This window comes from Pseudomonas sp. GQ91 (assembly GCF_059758795.1).
Window position 1 is genome coordinate 136,804 of sequence record NZ_JCAXED010000013.1, and the last position, 15,844, is coordinate 152,647.

Annotated in this window: 18 protein-coding genes and 1 other RNA gene; 11 read left to right on the forward strand and 8 right to left on the reverse strand. The window is 60.6% G+C overall.

The window, feature by feature from the left end; genetic code table 11:
- Positions 1 to 6: 6 nt before the first annotated feature.
- Positions 7 to 483 carry a sn-glycerol-3-phosphate transporter gene (locus AC6CIA_RS19880; protein ID WP_498314453.1) on the reverse strand — a complete coding sequence of 159 codons (477 nt, stop codon included), beginning with the start codon at positions 481 to 483 and terminating at the stop codon, positions 7 to 9.
- Positions 484 to 715: 232 nt separating this feature from the next.
- Between AC6CIA_RS19880 and AC6CIA_RS19885 the strand changes: the two genes are divergently transcribed.
- Positions 716 to 1,369 (forward strand): gamma-glutamylcyclotransferase, encoded by a 654-nt coding sequence (locus AC6CIA_RS19885; RefSeq protein WP_498314455.1) that lies wholly within the window; start codon positions 716 to 718, stop codon positions 1,367 to 1,369.
- Here AC6CIA_RS19885 and glpT read toward each other — a convergent pair.
- Entirely contained in the window at positions 1,366 to 2,703 is a 1,338-nt protein-coding gene (gene glpT, locus AC6CIA_RS19890) for a glycerol-3-phosphate transporter (protein WP_498314457.1), read from the reverse strand. The genes AC6CIA_RS19885 and glpT overlap by 4 nt on opposite strands.
- 232 nt (positions 2,704 to 2,935) lie before the next feature.
- Complete coding sequence (locus AC6CIA_RS19895; protein ID WP_498314459.1) at positions 2,936 to 3,913, reverse strand: NADPH:quinone oxidoreductase family protein; 978 nt, start codon at positions 3,911 to 3,913, stop codon at positions 2,936 to 2,938.
- 150 nt (positions 3,914 to 4,063) lie between these two features.
- Between AC6CIA_RS19895 and AC6CIA_RS19900 the strand changes: the two genes are divergently transcribed.
- Positions 4,064 to 4,471 carry a flagellar basal body-associated protein FliL gene (locus AC6CIA_RS19900; protein WP_339527824.1) on the forward strand — a complete coding sequence of 136 codons (408 nt, stop codon included), beginning with the start codon at positions 4,064 to 4,066 and terminating at the stop codon, positions 4,469 to 4,471.
- 40 nt (positions 4,472 to 4,511) lie between these two features.
- On the opposite strand, the gene AC6CIA_RS19905 is transcribed toward AC6CIA_RS19900, so the two are convergent.
- The gene (locus AC6CIA_RS19905) at positions 4,512 to 4,964 is read right to left on the reverse strand and encodes an EVE domain-containing protein (RefSeq protein WP_498314461.1); all 453 of its coding nucleotides are present in this window, start codon (positions 4,962 to 4,964) and stop codon (positions 4,512 to 4,514) included.
- Between the two features lie 195 nt (positions 4,965 to 5,159).
- Here AC6CIA_RS19905 and AC6CIA_RS19910 point away from each other — a divergent pair, with 195 nt between their 5' ends.
- Positions 5,160 to 5,309 carry a hypothetical protein gene (locus AC6CIA_RS19910; protein ID WP_090221576.1) on the forward strand — a complete coding sequence of 50 codons (150 nt, stop codon included), beginning with the start codon at positions 5,160 to 5,162 and terminating at the stop codon, positions 5,307 to 5,309.
- Positions 5,310 to 5,311: 2 nt separating this feature from the next.
- On the opposite strand, the gene AC6CIA_RS19915 is transcribed toward AC6CIA_RS19910, so the two are convergent.
- The 4 genes from AC6CIA_RS19915 to AC6CIA_RS19930 form a co-directional block, all read right to left on the reverse strand.
- A complete protein-coding gene (locus AC6CIA_RS19915) occupies positions 5,312 to 5,947 on the reverse strand; it encodes a 5-formyltetrahydrofolate cyclo-ligase (protein WP_498314464.1) in 636 nt (211 codons plus the stop codon).
- A gap of 65 nt (positions 5,948 to 6,012) precedes the next feature.
- Positions 6,013 to 6,191, reverse strand: a non-coding RNA gene (ssrS, locus tag AC6CIA_RS19920) — 6S RNA.
- A gap of 30 nt (positions 6,192 to 6,221) precedes the next feature.
- Positions 6,222 to 6,539, reverse strand: coding sequence for a cell division protein ZapA (locus AC6CIA_RS19925; protein WP_339527828.1), 318 nt, complete (start codon positions 6,537 to 6,539; stop codon positions 6,222 to 6,224).
- Complete coding sequence (locus AC6CIA_RS19930; protein ID WP_003213954.1) at positions 6,536 to 6,745, reverse strand: TIGR02449 family protein; 210 nt, start codon at positions 6,743 to 6,745, stop codon at positions 6,536 to 6,538. Before AC6CIA_RS19930 ends, AC6CIA_RS19925 begins: the two co-directional genes overlap by 4 nt.
- Before the next feature lie 137 nt (positions 6,746 to 6,882).
- Between AC6CIA_RS19930 and AC6CIA_RS19935 the strand changes: the two genes are divergently transcribed.
- The 8 genes from AC6CIA_RS19935 to gcvT all read left to right on the forward strand — a co-directional run bounded on the left by AC6CIA_RS19935 (position 6,883) and on the right by gcvT (position 15,833).
- Positions 6,883 to 7,440 carry a YecA/YgfB family protein gene (locus tag AC6CIA_RS19935; protein WP_498314466.1) on the forward strand — a complete coding sequence of 186 codons (558 nt, stop codon included), beginning with the start codon at positions 6,883 to 6,885 and terminating at the stop codon, positions 7,438 to 7,440.
- A 20-nt stretch (positions 7,441 to 7,460) separates the two neighbouring features.
- On the forward strand, positions 7,461 to 8,783 hold the full coding sequence (gene pepP, locus AC6CIA_RS19940; RefSeq protein WP_498314468.1) for a Xaa-Pro aminopeptidase: 1,323 nt from the start codon (positions 7,461 to 7,463) through the stop codon (positions 8,781 to 8,783).
- Positions 8,780 to 9,967, forward strand: coding sequence for a 2-octaprenyl-6-methoxyphenyl hydroxylase (gene ubiH, locus AC6CIA_RS19945; RefSeq protein ID WP_498314470.1), 1,188 nt, complete (start codon positions 8,780 to 8,782; stop codon positions 9,965 to 9,967). The genes pepP and ubiH overlap by 4 nt, the downstream gene beginning before the upstream one ends.
- A complete protein-coding gene (locus tag AC6CIA_RS19950; RefSeq protein ID WP_498314472.1) occupies positions 9,960 to 10,445 on the forward strand; it encodes a DUF4442 domain-containing protein in 486 nt (161 codons plus the stop codon). Before ubiH ends, AC6CIA_RS19950 begins: the two co-directional genes overlap by 8 nt.
- 9 nt (positions 10,446 to 10,454) lie before the next feature.
- Positions 10,455 to 11,672, forward strand: a complete 1,218-nt coding sequence (locus AC6CIA_RS19955; protein WP_498314544.1) for a 2-octaprenyl-3-methyl-6-methoxy-1,4-benzoquinol hydroxylase — start codon at positions 10,455 to 10,457, stop codon at positions 11,670 to 11,672.
- 135 nt (positions 11,673 to 11,807) lie between these two features.
- Positions 11,808 to 12,812 (forward strand): extracellular solute-binding protein, encoded by a 1,005-nt coding sequence (locus tag AC6CIA_RS19960; protein WP_339527838.1) that lies wholly within the window; start codon positions 11,808 to 11,810, stop codon positions 12,810 to 12,812.
- A 165-nt stretch (positions 12,813 to 12,977) separates the two neighbouring features.
- A complete protein-coding gene (locus tag AC6CIA_RS19965; RefSeq protein ID WP_498314475.1) occupies positions 12,978 to 14,594 on the forward strand; it encodes an ABC transporter permease in 1,617 nt (538 codons plus the stop codon).
- A 156-nt stretch (positions 14,595 to 14,750) separates the two neighbouring features.
- Positions 14,751 to 15,833 (forward strand): glycine cleavage system aminomethyltransferase GcvT, encoded by a 1,083-nt coding sequence (gcvT, locus tag AC6CIA_RS19970; RefSeq protein WP_498314477.1) that lies wholly within the window; start codon positions 14,751 to 14,753, stop codon positions 15,831 to 15,833.
- Positions 15,834 to 15,844: the final 11 nt, after the last annotated feature.

Here is a 15,844-nt window from a genome sequence, read left to right on the forward strand (position 1 = left end):
GGTTTATCAGAACCGCACGCCTGTGGTGAGCATCGCTGCATTGAACCCCAGTAACACCAGTTCCGCTGCCACCGGGCCATAGTGAGTGCCCACTGACGGGATGATCACCGGCGCTACGCCGTAGCGGTTCAGCGGAATCTTGTCGCGGTACTTGCCCCGATATCCCTGGATCGCCCCGCCGGTGACCTTCAGGTACACCGGATAGTCAGTCATATCGAAACGTTGACCGGCATAGGCGTAGTAAGAGCGCTGGCGGAACGAGTTGCGAAACGTGGCGCCGCCATACACCCGCCCCGATGCTTGATTGCGTTCCAGGCCGATCAGGTCTTGATGATTATTGTGTGCAGGGTCGGGGGCGAAGTGCCGTGTGTAAACGCTGGTCTGGGCATACCAGAAGCCTTTGTCGTCCTTGACCGGCGCTTCGCCAGCCCAGCTGATGGCGGCCTGCGTCAATAACAGCAGGCCTGAAAAACGCTGTTTCATGGGGCGACCTCGGTAGTCGATGATTGCGCCTAGTGGGTCGTGATATGGCTTATTTTGAGGGCTCCTGACCCGCAAAGGCTGAACGGGAGCTGAAAGTCCCGGGATTTCACCGGCTATTCCGACGGGCGCATCGCCTGTTGCGGTTTTTCGCCTTGCGACCGCCAGCGGCGAGCTGTGTTACGGTAAAGTCGCTTACATCTGGTAATACAACGGGAGTCGAACGTTATTCGCCATGACCGCCACTGAATCCGATCTTTTGAACAAGGCTTACCCTCCCCGGCTGGATCTGGGACCGCAACTGACCCAAGAGCAGTTGATGAACTCGATGCAGGCCACCCTGGGTTTGCACAAGGGAGGACCGGTCTGGCTCTTTGCGTATGGTTCATTGATCTGGCGTCCCGAGTGTTCGGCCATAGAGCGTTTGCGCGCGCGGGTGCATGGCTATCATCGAGGCCTTTACCTTTGGTCCCACGAGCACCGTGGCACACCGCAATTGCCGGGGTTGGTATTTGGCCTGGATCGCGGCGGTTCGTGCAGCGGCTTTGCTTATCGCTTGCCGGAGGAGCAGCTGGAAGCGTCGCTCTATGCCTTATGGCAACGTGAGATGCCTTATCCGTCTTACCGTCCGCACTGGCTCAGTTGCCGTCTTGAAGATGGCAGCCAAGTGCAAGCCTTGGGCTTTGTGCTGGAGCGCCACCTGCCCAGCTATGCCGGCAATCTGCCGGACAGCGTTCTGAGCCAGGTGTTCGAGAGCGCTTGCGGACGTTACGGCACCACTCGCGATTATGTCGAGCAGACCGTCAACGCCCTGCGTAGCCACGCCATGCCAGACAAGAATCTGGAGGCGCGGCTCAAGCGCTGTTTCAGAAGCTGTGCAGATGATTAGCGTGCAGAGCTGACGCTATTGGTGTGCCACAGCGTTGGGATCAGGAACGCGATGGCCAACAGGCACGCACCGATCAGCAGCACAAAGCCGCCGTCCCAGCCGAAGTGGTCCACGGTGTAGCCCATGGCCGCACTGGCCGCGACCGAACCACCGAGGTAGCCGAACAGGCCGGTGAAGCCTGCCGCTGTCCCCGCGGCTTTCTTCGGCGCCAGTTCCAGCGCCTGCAAACCGATCAGCATGACCGGGCCATAGATCAGGAAGCCGATAGACACCAGCGCGATCATGTCGACCATCGGGTTGCCCGGTGGGTTGAGCCAGTAAACCAGGGTCGCGATCGTCACCAGCGCCATGAACACAATGCCGGTCAGGCCCCGGTTGCCACGGAAAATCTTGTCTGACATCCAGCCGCACAGCAGCGTGCCTGGAATGCCTGCCCACTCATAGAAGAAGTACGCCCATGATGATTTATCGACGGTGAAGTGCTTGGCTTCCTTGAGGTAGGTCGGTGCCCAGTCCAGCACGCCGTAGCGCAACAGGTAAACGAAGACGTTGGCGAGGGCGATGTACCAGAGCATTTTGTTGCGCAGCACGTACTTGACGAAGATTTCCTTGGCGCTGAATTCTTCTTCGTGGCTGGCGTCGTAGCCTTCCGGGTAATCGTTCTTGTACTGCTCGATGGGCGGCAGGCCTACCGATTGTGGGGTGTCGCGCATGGTGATGAAGGCGAAGGCCGCCACCATCAGGGCCACGGTGGCGGGGACGTAGAATGCCGCGTGCCAGTCATTGAACAAGGCCATGCCCAGCAGGAACAGCGGGCCGATCAAGCCGCCGCCGACGTTATGCGCCACGTTCCACACCGACACCACGCCGCCGCGCTCTTTCTGCGACCACCAGTGAACCATGGTCCGGCCACTGGGCGGCCAACCCATGCCCTGGGCCCAGCCGTTGATGAACAGCAAAATGAACATCATGGTGACGCTGGACGTTGCCCAAGGCGCGAAACCGAAAATGAACATCACCCCGGCGGACACCAGCAAGCCGAAGGGCAGGAAATAACGCGGGTTGGAGCGATCGGACACGAGGCCCATGAGGAACTTGGACAGGCCGTAGGAAATCGCGATCGCGGACATCGCCAGGCCGAGTTGGCCCCGGCTGTAGCCCTCGTCGATCAGGTATGGCATGGCCAGGGAGAAGTTTTTACGCAGCAGGTAGTAGCCGGCGTAACCAATGAAAATACCGGCGAAGATCTGCCAGCGCAGGCGTCGGTAGGTGCTGTCTATTTTTTCTTCAGGCAAGGGTGCCTGGTGGGCGGCAGGACGAAAGAAAGCAAACATTCAAGAGCTCCAAATTTCTTGTTTTGACTGCGGATGCGAATGTTACAGTTTCGTTACCGAAAATAGCATTGCCTCTTATCTGGGAGTGCAGGAAATTTGCGCCATTGGATGTTCTTTTTTGAACATGTCGCTAGTGGATAAGTATGGGTCGTGATGGGATTCTGATAACACCGACGATCAAAAAAATGGGAGCGGGCTTGCTCGCTCCCACATTGACCGCCTTTCGAATTATTTAGCGCACTTGTACGACTACCTTGCCTACTGCCTTACGTTGCCCCAGGTCATTGATCGCCTGGGCGGCGTTCTCAAGCGGATATACTTGCGAAACCAGTGGCTTGAGTTTGCCCTCGGTATACCAACTGAACAGCTGCGCGAAATTCGCCGCATTGTCTTGCGGCTGACGCTGGGCAAACGAACCCCAGAACACCCCGACCACTGCCGCGCCCTTGAGCAGCGCCAGGTTTACCGGCAGATCCGGAATGCGCCCGCTGGCAAATCCGACCACCAGCAGGCGGCCGTTCCAGGCGATGGCGCGGATCGCCTGGTCGAACAGATCGCCCCCCACCGGGTCGTAGATCACGTCGGCCCCTTTGCCGTCGGTCAGTCGCTTGATTTCATCCTTGAGGCTGGCCTCGCTGTAGTTGATCAACTCATCGGCTCCCGCGGCCTTGGCCACGGCGAGTTTCTCGGCGCTGCTGGCGGCAGCGATTACCCGCGCGCCCATGGCCTTGCCGATTTCCACGGCGGCAAGGCCGACGCCGCCGGATGCACCCAGCACCAGCAAGGTTTCCCCTGACGCCAGATGGCCCCGTTGCTTGAGTGCGTGCATTGAGGTGCCGTAAGTCATGCTGAAAGCAGCGGCGGTGTTGAAGTCCATGCTTGGCGGAATCGGCAGCACGTTGTAGCCCGGTACGGCGACTTGTTCGGCAAAGCTGCCCCAGCCGGTCAACGCCATGACCCGGTCGCCGACCTTGAGGTGGCTGACCTTTTCCCCCACTTCGCTGATCACGCCTGCCGCTTCGCCGCCTGGCGAGAACGGGAAGGGGGGCTTGAATTGATACTTGCCCTCGATGATCAGGGTGTCTGGGAAGTTCACCCCGGCGGCATGTACATCCAGCAGGATTTCGTTCTTCTGGAGCCCGGGGCTGGCGACGTCTTCCAGCACCAGGGTTTCGGCGGGGCCGAAGGCTTTGCACAGCACGGCTTTCATCGGACTCTTCCTTTTGGCGTAGTGGCCGATAAGTGTAGGTGGGTCAGTGAGCGGGTCAACGAGCATGGCCCGGCCTGATAAGTCGCCATAAGCTTGTGCTCAGCCTTGCTAGCGTTATGCTACTGGGCAATCGATCGTGAGGAATGAACTGTGAAAGCGTGGATCCTGTTGATGCTGGCCCTGACGTTGCCGATGGCAGCGCATGCCGAAGAAGCCAAGGAGGGCGAAGCACCGAAGGTCAGTTATATCAGCCTGACGCCGCCCTTTGTGGGCAACTATGCCCTGGATGGCGGACCGAAACTGCGGGTGTACAAGGCTGACGTCGCCCTGCGGGTGACCGGAACCGAGGCGGCTGCGGCGGTCAAGGCCAATGACCCGCTGATTCGTAACCAGTTGGTGGCGCTGTTTGCCCAGCAGACCGCCGAGAGCATGAGCAGCGTCGAGGGCAAGGAAAAACTGCGTCAGGAAGCCTTGAAGCAGACCCAGCAAGTAATGAATGACGAGACTGGCAAGCCGGTCGTTGAAGACCTGCTGTTTAACAACCTGATCATTCAGTAGTTGCCTGCCGGGGGCCGGCACGCAGATGCTCAGGGTTTCCCTATGGGTTGAGGGCGCGTACGGCGGCCCACTGTTCAACGGTCACCGGCATCACCGATAAACGACTGCCTTTTTGTACCAGCGGCAGCTCGGCCAGAGCGGCTTGCTGTTTCAGGTAGCCGAGCCCCAGAACCTTGGGAAAGGTCTCGACGTGGGCCACGGTGATGGCGCTCCACGGATTTTTCTCGGGCGTGGCCTTGGCATCGAAGTAATGGCTGTCTGGCTCCAGTGCGGTCGGATCGGGGTAGGCAGCCTCGATGATTTTCCCCACGCCAGCGATTCCCGGTTCCGGGCAACTGGAATGGTAAAAGAAGAATTCGTCGCCCACGGTCATCGCCCGCAGGAAGTTGCGCGCCTGATAGTTGCGCACGCCGTCCCAGCGGGCTTCGCCGAGCTTTTCCAGGCCTTTGATGGACAGTTCTTCGGGCTCGGATTTCATCAGCCAATAGGCCATGTTTTCGCTCCTCAAAAAGCAATTGGGCAAGTTGTCTGGCAATTTCATGACAAACCGACGGTCGGTTGACGTCAAGGTTTGCGTGTTGGTTCACGTTAACGCAGAATGCCGGGATTTTAAGCTTGACGCAGCTGGAACGGACTACTTTGGAACGTTGCTGTCATCGTGTGTGATATGCCTGAAGGGGGGCAATCGATGAAACGCAAACCGGATTTACTATGGATATTGGTTGTTTTGTTTGGTCTGGGCGTCGTGACCACCGGTTATGCACAGAGCTTGTGGTCGAACAAGACCGAAGCGCCGATTGAACTTACGCAGCAGCAGTCACAACTCTTCAAGCGTTGATGCTACTTCGGCGCCGTTGAATCCAGCGGCGTCTCTTGCGCGACATACCATTGCTTGTTCGTGACCGTGCCTTGCAGCGGCACATCCCAGCTCGCTTGCGTCAACTGTCCGACTTTCTGGCATTCATGGGCCAGGCCTAACAGCGTCGGTTTGCGCCAGGCTTTTCGCCGTGCCAGGTACGCCAGGCTACGGTCGTAGAAGCCGCCGCCCATGCCCAGTCTGCCGCCCGCATCATCGAAGCCCACCAGCGGCAAGAGCACCAGATCCAATGCCCAGACCTTGCGCTGCCGGGCGGCGTTGATCCGAGGCTCAAGAATGCGGAAACGATTGGGGCTCAGTTTTTCTCCCGCGCGTACTCGCTGAAACACCATCTTGGTCCGCGGCCAGGCACTGAGCACCGGCAGGTAGGTGGCTTTGCCGAGACGTTGAGCCGCCCGCAACAGCAGGCGCGGATCGATTTCACCGTCCGACGGTAGATATAAGGAAATGTGCTTGGCCCGGCGAAACAGCGGGTGCTGTGCCAGTTGCCGATACAGGCCGAGGGCGGCCTGGCGCTGCTCGCTTGGCGTCAGGGCGCGGCGGGCTTTGCGCAACATGCGTCGAAGTTGCGGGCGGGAAAGCGGCGCAGGTTCGGTCATGGGTGTCGGCTTTTTTCAGGTGATAAAACAATGCCAGTCACATGACTGGCATTGGATTGGAAATCAGGCTCCCCGACAGAACCGCTGTCGACTTAGCCCTTGAACCCGAAAGTTCAAGGTGGAAGAAGCAGTAGGCTTTAAGGCTTTCCGTCTAGCGGACATGCACACCAGCCCAACGTGCAACTTCCAGGGTAGTGCGAATCGGCTCCGGGACATCGCCGACTGGCAAGCACGCCAGGGAGTGGAGCGAGTATACCCGAAACAGACGCTGCAATCAGCCCTTGGGTGCTTCTTGATCGTTGGAAAGTGCCAGATCCACGCGTTCCAGCAGGTCCCGTACCTGCTCACGCGTCGAGCCGCTGGCCTGTACGTCAGGGCGTTCCTGCTTGTGCAGCAAGTCGTGGGTAATATTCAGCGCTGCCATGACCGCAATGCGGTCGGCACCGATGACTTTGCCGCTGCTGCGGATCTCGCGCATCTTGCCGTCCAGGTAGCGGGCGGCGCTCACCAGGTTGCTGCGTTCTTCCTGGGGGCAGATGATCGAATATTCTTTGTCGAGAATCTGCACGGTGACGCTATTGCTTGAACTCATGAGTCTTGCTCCAGGGCCTTCAGGCGCGAAATCATCGATTCGACCTTACGCCGGGCGATTTCGTTTTTTTCAATGAGGTGAGCGCGTTCCTCGCGCCAGGTCTTTTCCTGAGCTAATAGGAGTCCGTTTTGACTCTTTAGTTGCTCGACCCGGTTAATTAGCAATTCGAGTCTGGCCATCAGCGCTTGCAAGTCGGTGTCTTCCATTGGGTTCCACTGGATTTGTCTGATGAATGGCAACTGCAGGATAAACGATCTGACGCCCTCGATAGTCTGGTGCGTCTGCCGGTGCTAGGATACATCGCTTCATTCTAGTCATTGCGCTGCCTGGCGCCTAGCTCACCATGCCTAATCAGAATTCCCCGTACGATGCTTTTTCCAAACTGCTGAGCACCAGCGGTCATCCTTGCTCGCCCGCCGAACTGCACGGTGTGCTGCTCGGACGCAGTTGCACCGGTGTCGGCTTTGACGCCGACAACTGGCTCGCCGACGTCGCCGAGTTGCTGGAAACCGAGCCCCAAGAGAGCGTGCGCAACGCTTTGATCGGTCTGCAAGAGATGGTCAAGGGCGAGCTGACCGGTGATGACGTCACCGTCGTCCTGCTGCTCCCCAGCGATGACGCCCCGCTCACGGAACGAGCCGCCGCACTGGGCCAGTGGTGCCAGGGTTTCCTTCATGGCTTTGGCGTGAATGCCGGCGGCCTGGACCTGAGCACGGATGCCAAGGAAGTGTTGCAGGATCTCGCGGCCATCGCCCAGGTACAAGACGCCCTGGAAGAGTCCGAAGACGGCGAAGGCGACTATATGGAAGTCATGGAATACCTGCGCGTCGCGCCATTGCTGCTGTTCACCGAGACTAAAAAGCCCGCGGAACCCGCTGCACCCAAGCCGTCGCTGCACTAAGAGAGGAAGCCCATCTGCCCATGGTTCATATCCCCAAGGCGGAATACACCCGCCGCCGCAAGGCGCTCATGGCGCAGATGGAACCCAACAGCATCGCGATCCTGCCCGCCGCCGCCGTGGCGATCCGCAACCGCGACGTCGAGCACGTGTACCGTCAGGACAGTGATTTCCAGTACCTGAGCGGCTTTCCCGAGCCCGAAGCGGTGATTGTGCTGATGCCCGGCCGTGGCCATGGCGAATACGTGCTGTTCTGCCGCGAGCGCAATGCCGAGCGTGAGCTGTGGGACGGTCTGCGCGCCGGTACCGAAGGCGCGATTCGTGAATATGGCGCTGACGATGCATTTCCCATCACCGATATCGACGACATCCTCCCCGGCCTGATCGAAGGCCGCGACCGGGTGTATTCGGCCATGGGCAGCAATGCCGAGTTCGACCGGCATCTGATGGAGTGGATCAACGTCATTCGCTCCAAGGCGCACCTCGGCGCCCAGCCGCCGAACGAATTTGTTGCCCTGGATCATCTGCTGCATGACATGCGCCTGTATAAATCCGCCGCCGAAGTGAAGGTCATGCGCGAAGCCGCGCGGATTTCCTGTGCGGCCCATGTGCGGGCGATGCAGGCCAGCCGGGCCGGGTTGCACGAGTTCAGCCTGGAAGCCGAACTGGATTACGAGTTCCGCAGGGGCGGGGCGAAGATGCCGGCGTACGGCTCCATCGTTGCCTCGGGACGTAACGCATGCATCCTGCATTACCAGCAGAATGATGCGCTGCTCAAGGACGGTGACCTGGTGCTGATCGACGCCGGTTGCGAAATCGATTGTTACGCCAGCGACATCACTCGCACCTGGCCGGTCAACGGCAGGTTTTCGCCGGAACAGAAAGCGATCTACGAAATAGTACTGGCGTCGCAGGAAGCCGCCTTTGCCGAAATCGCGCCGAACAAACACTGGAACCAGGCCCATGAAGCCACGGTGCGGGTGATCACGGCAGGGTTGGTGAAGCTGGGATTGTTGCAGGGCGATGTCGAGGCGTTGATCGCCGACGAAGCCTACAAAGCCTTTTACATGCACCGTGCGGGTCATTGGCTTGGCATGGATGTGCATGATGTCGGTGAATACCGGGTCGGCGGTGAATGGCGGGTACTGGAAGTCGGCATGGCCCTGACCGTGGAACCGGGCATTTACATTGCCCCGGACAACCGGAACGTGGCAAAAAAATGGCGTGGCATAGGCGTGCGCATCGAGGATGACGTGGTGGTGACCAAGCAGGGCTGTGAAATTTTGACCGGCGGCGTGCCGAAGACGGTGGCCGAGATTGAAGCGTTGATGGCGGGCGCCCGATGAGCCGGGTCAATCTTGCCATTATCGGCGGCGGCCTGGTGGGCGCCAGCCTGGCCTTGGCGCTGCAGGCCGGGGCCAAGGCGTTGGGGTGGAAGATCGTGCTGATCGAGCCTTTCGCCCCCGGCGACAGCTACCAGCCGAGCTACGACGCACGCTCGTCAGCCTTGTCGTTTGGCGCGCGGCAGATTTATCAGCGCCTGGGCGTGTGGCAGCAGATTTCCCGGCGCGCCGAGCCGATCAAGCAAATCCATGTCTCGGACCGGGGACGCTTCTCCACCGCCCGGTTATCGGCCATGGAAGAAGGCGTTCCCGCCCTGGGCTATGTGGTGGAAAACGCCTGGCTCGGGCAATGCCTGTGGCAAGGGCTGGACAAGGAGGTGATCAGTTGGCGCTGCCCGGCCGAAGTCACCGGCATGGAGCCCTTGCCTGACGGTTATCGCCTGACCCTCAACGATGAAACGGTGCTGGAGTGTGACCTTGCGGTACTGGCCGACGGCGGGCGCTCCGGGCTGCGGGAGCAGTTGGGGATCGGTGTCAGGCAACGTCCTTACAACCAGAGCGCCTTGATCGCCAACATCACCCCGAGCGAAGCGCATAACGGCGAAGCGTTCGAACGCTTTACCGATGATGGCCCGATGGCTTTGTTGCCGTTGCCGGACAACCGTTGCGCGCTGGTCTGGACCCGCGTCGGTATGGATGCGCAGCGCTTGGCGGCACTCGACGAGGGCAGTTTTCTCAGCGAATTGCAGGGTGTCTTCGGCTACCGTCTCGGCACCCTGAAACAGGTGGGCGCCCGCCACTTGTACCCGTTGACGCTGGTGGAGGCCGAAGAGCAAGTGCGCTCTCATCTGGTGATCCTGGGCAACGCGGCTCACAGCCTGCATCCGATTGCCGGGCAGGGTTTCAACCTGTCCCTGCGCGACGCCTATGCCTTGGCCGAGGCCTTGCTGGCCGGGCCGCGAGTACCCGGCGACCTGGCGACGTTGCAGGCGTATCGCGAGCGCCAGCGCCTGGATCAAAAGCTGACCGTGGGTTTCTCCGACCAGGTCACGCGACTGTTTGGCAGTGGCCAGCCGCTGGTCGCCATGGGCCGCAACCTGGGCTTGCTGGGCCTGGACCTGCTACCGCCGGCCAAGCGCTGGTTCGCCCGTCAGGCCATGGGCCTGGGGACGCGTCCCGATGTGTAAGTGGTTGATCCAGCGATTGGGCAAGGCGCGTTTGCTGCGTTGGCTGATGACCTTGTATCCGCCTTATCTGGGGGCGGGTGTCCGGGTGCGGCACATCAGCGAGGATTTTCGACAGGTCAAGGTGCGCATGGGCCTTGGCTGGTACAACCGCAATTATGTCGGCACCCAGTTTGGCGGCAGCCTGTACTCGATGGTCGACCCGTTCTTCATGTTGATGCTGATGGAAAACCTGGGGCGTGACTACATCGTCTGGGACAAGGCCGCGACCATCGATTTCATCTCGCCGGGCAAAGGTCCGGTGTTTGCCGAATTTTCCATCGATGAGACCTTGCTCGATGAGGTGCGTCGGCAGACCGAAGGCGGCGCGAAATATTTGCCACGGCTCAAGGTCGAGATTCATGACGGCTCCGGCACGTTGGTGGCGCGAGTCGACAAAACCCTTTACGTGCGGCGCAAGCCGCCAGCGAAACAGGCTTAAACCATGGATATGCGCGCAGATGTGCTGATTGTCGGGGCCGGAATGGTCGGAAGTGCGCTGGCGCTGGCGTTGCAAGGCAGCGGCCTGCAAGTGCTGCTGATCGACGGCGGTCCGCTGAGCGTCAAACCGTTCGACGCCGCCGCCCCCTTCGAACCGCGGGTCAGCGCCCTGTCAGCCGCCAGCCAGCGCATTCTCGAGCGTCTGGGTGTCTGGGATGGCATCGCCAGCCGCCGCGCCAGCCCTTACGGCGAGATGCAGGTGTGGGATGGCAGCGGTACCGGGCAGATCCATTTTTCAGCCGCCAGCGTACATGCCGATGTGCTTGGACATATCGTCGAAAACCGTGTGGTCCAGGACGCGCTGCTCGAGCGCTTGCATGATTGCGACCTGGGCCTGCTGGCCTCTGCGCGCCTGGAGCACATGCGTCGTTCCGGCGATGAATGGCTGCTGACCCTGGCCGATGGCCGCACCTTGCGCGCGCCGCTGGTGATTGCGGCCGATGGTGCCAACTCGGCGGTGCGGCGACTGACCGGTACCGCCACGCGCGAATGGGATTATCTGCATCATGCCATCGTCACCAGCGTGCGCAGCGGCCAACCGCACCAGCGTACGGCCTGGCAGCGCTTCACCGATCAAGGGCCGCTGGCCTTCCTGCCGCTCTCGCGAGACGGCCAGGAGGATTGGTGTTCCATCGTCTGGTCAACCACGCCGAGTGAGTCCGAGCGTCTGATGGCACTGGACGACGAGCGCTTTTGCCGTGAGCTGGAACGTGCCTTTGAAGGGCGCCTGGGCACGGTTCTCAGCGCCGATCCACGGCTGTGCGTGCCGTTGCGCCAGCGTCATGCTAAACGCTATGTGGCCGAAGGTCTGGCGTTGATTGGCGATGCCGCGCATGTCATCCACCCCCTGGCGGGGCAGGGCGTCAACCTCGGCTTCCTGGATGCGGCGGTACTGGCCGAGGTGCTGTTGCAAGCGCTGGAGCGCGGCGAGCGGTTGGCGGATGTGAAGGTGCTCAGCCGCTACGAGCGGCGACGCATGCCGCATAACCTGGCGCTGATGGCAGCGATGGAGGGCTTTGAACGCTTGTTCCAGGCTGATCAGTTGCCGTTGCGCTGGCTACGTAATGCGGGGCTGAAGATGGTCGACCAGATGCCCGAGGCCAAGGCGCTGTTTGTGCGGCAGGCGCTGGGACTGACCGGGGATTTGCCGGACTTGGCCAAGGCCTGAGCACGCCGGGATTATTTGTCGCAGGGTAAACCTTAATTGTGCAACATCTCGTAACGCCTCGACCGAGTGTTCGGTTGAGATGCTAAATGTGAGTCCTTATCATTTGCACTCCTTCGATTACGAGAGACCGCCCCCATGTTGGCACCCAAGCGCCTCCTGACTGCCCTGGCACTCACCCTTATCGGCAGCAGCACCGTCCAGGCGGCTGACGAAGTCGTGGTCTATTCCTCGCGTATCGACGAGCTGATCAAGCCGGTGTTCGATGCCTACACCAAGAAGACCGGTGTGCAGGTGAAGTTCATCACCGACAAGGAGGCGCCACTGATGCAGCGCATCAAGGCTGAAGGCGAGAACGCCACTGCCGACCTGCTGCTCACCGTCGATGCCGGCAACCTCTGGCAAGCCGAGCAGATGGGCATCCTGCAGCCGTTCACCTCCAAAGTGATCGACGCCAACATCCCTCTGCAATATCGCGCTTCCAGCCATGCCTGGACTGGCTTGAGCCTGCGCGCGCGGACCATTGCCTACTCCACCAAACGCGTGAAACCGGGTGAACTCACGACCTACGAAGCCCTGGCCGACAAGCAATGGGAAGGCCGCCTGTGCCTGCGTACCTCGAAAAAGGTCTATAACCAGTCGTTGACCGCGACCCTGATCGAAACCCATGGCGCGGCCAAGACCGAAAAAATCATCAAGGGTTGGGTCAATAACCTGTCCACCGATGTGTTCTCCGATGATACCGCCTTGCTGGAAGCGATTGACGCCGGCCAGTGTGACGTCGGCATCGTGAATACTTACTACTATGGCCGCCTGCACAAGCAGAAGCCGGACCTGGGGGTAAAACTGTTCTGGCCGAACCAGGGCGACCGTGGCGTACACATCAACCTGTCGGGCATTGGCCTGACCAAGTACGCGCCGCACCCGGAAGCCGCCAAGGCCATGGTGGAGTGGATGACCACGCCTGAAGCGCAGAAAATCTTTGCCGATGTGAACCAGGAGTTTCCGGCTAACCCGGCGGTACAGCCGTCGGCAGAAGTGGCTGCCTGGGGCAAGTTCATTGCCGACACCTTGCCGGTGGAAGTCGCGGGCAAGCGCCAGGCCGAAGCGATTCGCCTGATGGATCGCGCTGGCTGGAACTGAGTACACTTTACACGTCGCCGCAAAGCCAATGTGGGAGCGGGCTTGCTCGCGATAGCGGAGTGTCAGTCGATGTATCTTTGACTGGTGCAGCGCTATCGCGAGCAAGCCCGCTCCCGCACTGTTTTGTGTATGTCTTCAAATGATCCATTTCCTGAGAACCTGCTCTTGGCCCATCCCGCCCAACGCCGCTGGTACCTGCCGGTCTTCACCGTCGCCGCCCTGGTACTGCTGCCGCTGAGCGTCCTGCTGTTGTCCTGGCAAAGCATCGACGTGCAAATCTGGACCCACCTGTGGGAAACCCAGATGCCGCGCCTGCTGGGCAATACCTTGACCCTGGTGCTGGGCGTCGGTGTCGGCGTGACGGTCCTGGGCGTCAGCCTGGCCTGGCTGACCAGCCTCTGCGAATTCCCCGGAAGGCGTTGGCTGGATTGGGCGCTGATGTTGCCGTTCGCGATTCCTGCGTATGTGCTGGCGTTCGTCTTTGTCGGTCTGCTGGACTTCGCAGGGCCGGTGCAGACGCTGCTGCGCGAATGGTTCGGCAGCGGCCTGCGCCTGCCGCGTGTGCGGTCTACCAGCGGCGTGATCATCGTCCTGGTGTTGGTGTTCTATCCCTACGTCTACCTGCTGGCACGCACGGCGTTCCTTGCCCAGGGCAAAGGATTGATGGAAGCGGCGCGAGTGCTGGGCCAGTCGCCATGGCAGGCGTTTTGGCGAGTTGCCTTGCCCATGGCGCGACCGGCCATCGGTGCTGGCGTGGCCTTGGTATTGATGGAAACGCTGGCGGACTTCGGGGCGGTATCGGTGTTCAACTTCGATACGTTTACCACCGCCATCTACAAGACCTGGTACGGCTTTTTCAGCCTCTCCAGCGCCACGCAACTGGCGAGCCTGTTGCTGCTGGTGGTGATGCTGGTGCTGTACGGTGAGCGCCGCGCCAGAGGCGCCAGTCGACCGAGTAATGAGCGACCGCGTGGCAAGGCGCTCTATCATCTGCGCGGGCTCAAGGCGGCTGCGGCGAGTGGCTGGTGCGGATTGGTGTTTGCCTGCGCCTTTGTCATCCCGATGCTGCAGTTGATGGTCTGGTTCTGGCAGCGCGGCCGGTTCGACCTCGACGAACGATATGCCGGGCTGATCGTCCACACGCTGTATCTGGGCGGTATGGCGGCGCTGATTACGGTCAGTGTCGCCTTGGTCCTGGCGTTCGCCAATCGCCTGGCCCCGACCCGCGCCGTACGATCCGGGATCAGCCTGGCCAACCTGGGTTACGCATTGCCGGGCTCAGTGCTGGCGGTGTCGATCATGTTGGCGTTCAGCTATCTGGACCGCGAACTGGTGATTCCGCTGTCCGGCTGGTTGGGCGGTGCCGGCAAGCCCTTGCTGCTGGGCAGCCTGTCGGCGCTGTTGCTGGCCTATCTGGTGCGATTCATGGCGGTGGCCTATGGCCCGCTGGAAAACAGCCTGGCGCGAATCCGTCCGTCTTTGCCGGAAGCCGCCCGCAGTCTGGGCGTGGGCGGACCACGACTGTTTTGCAAGGTGTATCTGCCGCTGTTGCTGCCAGGCACCTTGAGTGCAGCGTTGTTGGTGTTCGTCGACGTGCTCAAGGAAATGCCGGCTACCCTGCTGATGCGCCCGTTCGGCTGGGACACACTGGCGGTGCGCATCTTTGAAATGACCAGCGAAGGGGAGTGGGCCAGGGCTTCGTTACCGGCGCTGACGCTGGTGTTGGTGGGGCTCTTGCCGGTCATCGGGCTGATTCGACGTTCAGCGCGACGAATCGGTTAGGTGCCAGTCATACGGCTTGAGGCTACAATGCGCGGCATTCGGTGCGGTCCATCTTTCAGATCGGATAGCTGAGCGTGGTTCCAGGCCTTGTATTTCAAGGCGTGTGGCTATAACGGCTACCGTCCGCACCTTCGCCAAGCCCGGAAGGAGAAACCCATGGGACAGCGTACGCCTCTGTACGACCTGCATCTCGCCCTAGGCGCGAAAATGGTCGATTTTGGCGGTTGGGATATGCCTTTGCATTACGGCTCGCAGGTCGAGGAGCACCATCAGGTGCGACGTGACTGCGGGGTGTTTGATGTTTCCCACATGACCGTGATCGATGTCACAGGCCTCCAGGCCAAGGAATGGCTACAGTATCTGCTGGCCAATGATGTTGATCGTCTGCATGGCTGCGGCCGTGCGTTGTACAGCGCCATGCTCAACGAACAGGGCGGGGTGGTGGACGATATGATCGTCTATCGCAACAAAGACGGTTACCGGTTGGTCGTCAATGCCGCTACCCGTGACCAGGACATTGCCTGGATGCAGGCGCAACTCGGTAGCTATCAGGTGCACATCCACGAGCGGTCGGAATTGGCCATGCTCGCTATTCAGGGCCCCCAGGCCCGGCAAAAGATCGCTGAACTGGTGAGCCAGTCCCGCGCATCCCTGATTCATCAACTCAAACCCTTTGAAGGCCAGGCCGACGGTGACTGGTTTATTGCCCGTACCGGCTACACCGGTGAGGACGGTCTGGAAATTGTCCTGCCTGCGAATCAGGCTCCGGCATTCTTCAACGATCTGGTCGGGGCGGGCATTTCGCCGATCGGCTTGGGCGCGCGTGACACCCTGCGCCTGGAAGCCGGCATGAACCTCTACGGCCAGGACATCCATCAGCAGGTGTCACCGCTTGCCGCCAATATGGCCTGGAGCATTGCCTGGGAACCGCGCAGTCGCAATTTCATCGGTCGGGCCGCGCTGGAAGCCGAGCAAGCCTCGGGCGTGGCGCTCAAGCTGGTAGGGCTGGTACTGGAAGAGCGTGGCGTTTTACGTGCTCATCAGGTGGTTCGTATCGCCAATGTTGGCGAAGGGGAGATCACCAGTGGTAGTTTCTCTCCTACGCTGAGCAAATCCATTGCCCTGGCGCGGGTACCGATGGCTACCGCCGACCGCGCCGAGGTGGAAATTCGCGGTAAATGGTACCCGGTGCGAGTGGTCAAGCCGACCTTCGTGCGCCATGGCAAAACCTTGATCTAACCTTATTTGGC

Bases quoted from the DNA above. Each gene is read 5' to 3' on its own strand.
- AC6CIA_RS19880 (WP_498314453.1), bottom strand. From the start codon at position 483: ATGAAACAGCGTTTTTCAGGCCTGCTGTTATTGACGCAGGCCGCCATC.
- AC6CIA_RS19885 (WP_498314455.1), top strand. From the start codon at position 716: ATGACCGCCACTGAATCCGATCTTTTGAACAAGGCTTACCCTCCCCGG.
- glpT (WP_498314457.1), bottom strand. From the start codon at position 2,703: ATGTTTGCTTTCTTTCGTCCTGCCGCCCACCAGGCACCCTTGCCTGAA.
- AC6CIA_RS19895 (WP_498314459.1), bottom strand. From the start codon at position 3,913: ATGAAAGCCGTGCTGTGCAAAGCCTTCGGCCCCGCCGAAACCCTGGTG.
- AC6CIA_RS19905 (WP_498314461.1), bottom strand. From the start codon at position 4,964: ATGGCCTATTGGCTGATGAAATCCGAGCCCGAAGAACTGTCCATCAAA.
- AC6CIA_RS19910 (WP_090221576.1), top strand. From the start codon at position 5,160: ATGAAACGCAAACCGGATTTACTATGGATATTGGTTGTTTTGTTTGGT.
- AC6CIA_RS19915 (WP_498314464.1), bottom strand. From the start codon at position 5,947: ATGACCGAACCTGCGCCGCTTTCCCGCCCGCAACTTCGACGCATGTTG.
- AC6CIA_RS19925 (WP_339527828.1), bottom strand. From the start codon at position 6,539: ATGAGTTCAAGCAATAGCGTCACCGTGCAGATTCTCGACAAAGAATAT.
- AC6CIA_RS19930 (WP_003213954.1), bottom strand. From the start codon at position 6,745: ATGGAAGACACCGACTTGCAAGCGCTGATGGCCAGACTCGAATTGCTA.
- AC6CIA_RS19935 (WP_498314466.1), top strand. From the start codon at position 6,883: ATGCCTAATCAGAATTCCCCGTACGATGCTTTTTCCAAACTGCTGAGC.
- pepP (WP_498314468.1), top strand. From the start codon at position 7,461: ATGGTTCATATCCCCAAGGCGGAATACACCCGCCGCCGCAAGGCGCTC.
- ubiH (WP_498314470.1), top strand. From the start codon at position 8,780: ATGAGCCGGGTCAATCTTGCCATTATCGGCGGCGGCCTGGTGGGCGCC.
- AC6CIA_RS19950 (WP_498314472.1), top strand. From the start codon at position 9,960: ATGTGTAAGTGGTTGATCCAGCGATTGGGCAAGGCGCGTTTGCTGCGT.
- AC6CIA_RS19955 (WP_498314544.1), top strand. From the start codon at position 10,455: ATGCGCGCAGATGTGCTGATTGTCGGGGCCGGAATGGTCGGAAGTGCG.
- AC6CIA_RS19960 (WP_339527838.1), top strand. From the start codon at position 11,808: ATGTTGGCACCCAAGCGCCTCCTGACTGCCCTGGCACTCACCCTTATC.
- gcvT (WP_498314477.1), top strand. From the start codon at position 14,751: ATGGGACAGCGTACGCCTCTGTACGACCTGCATCTCGCCCTAGGCGCG.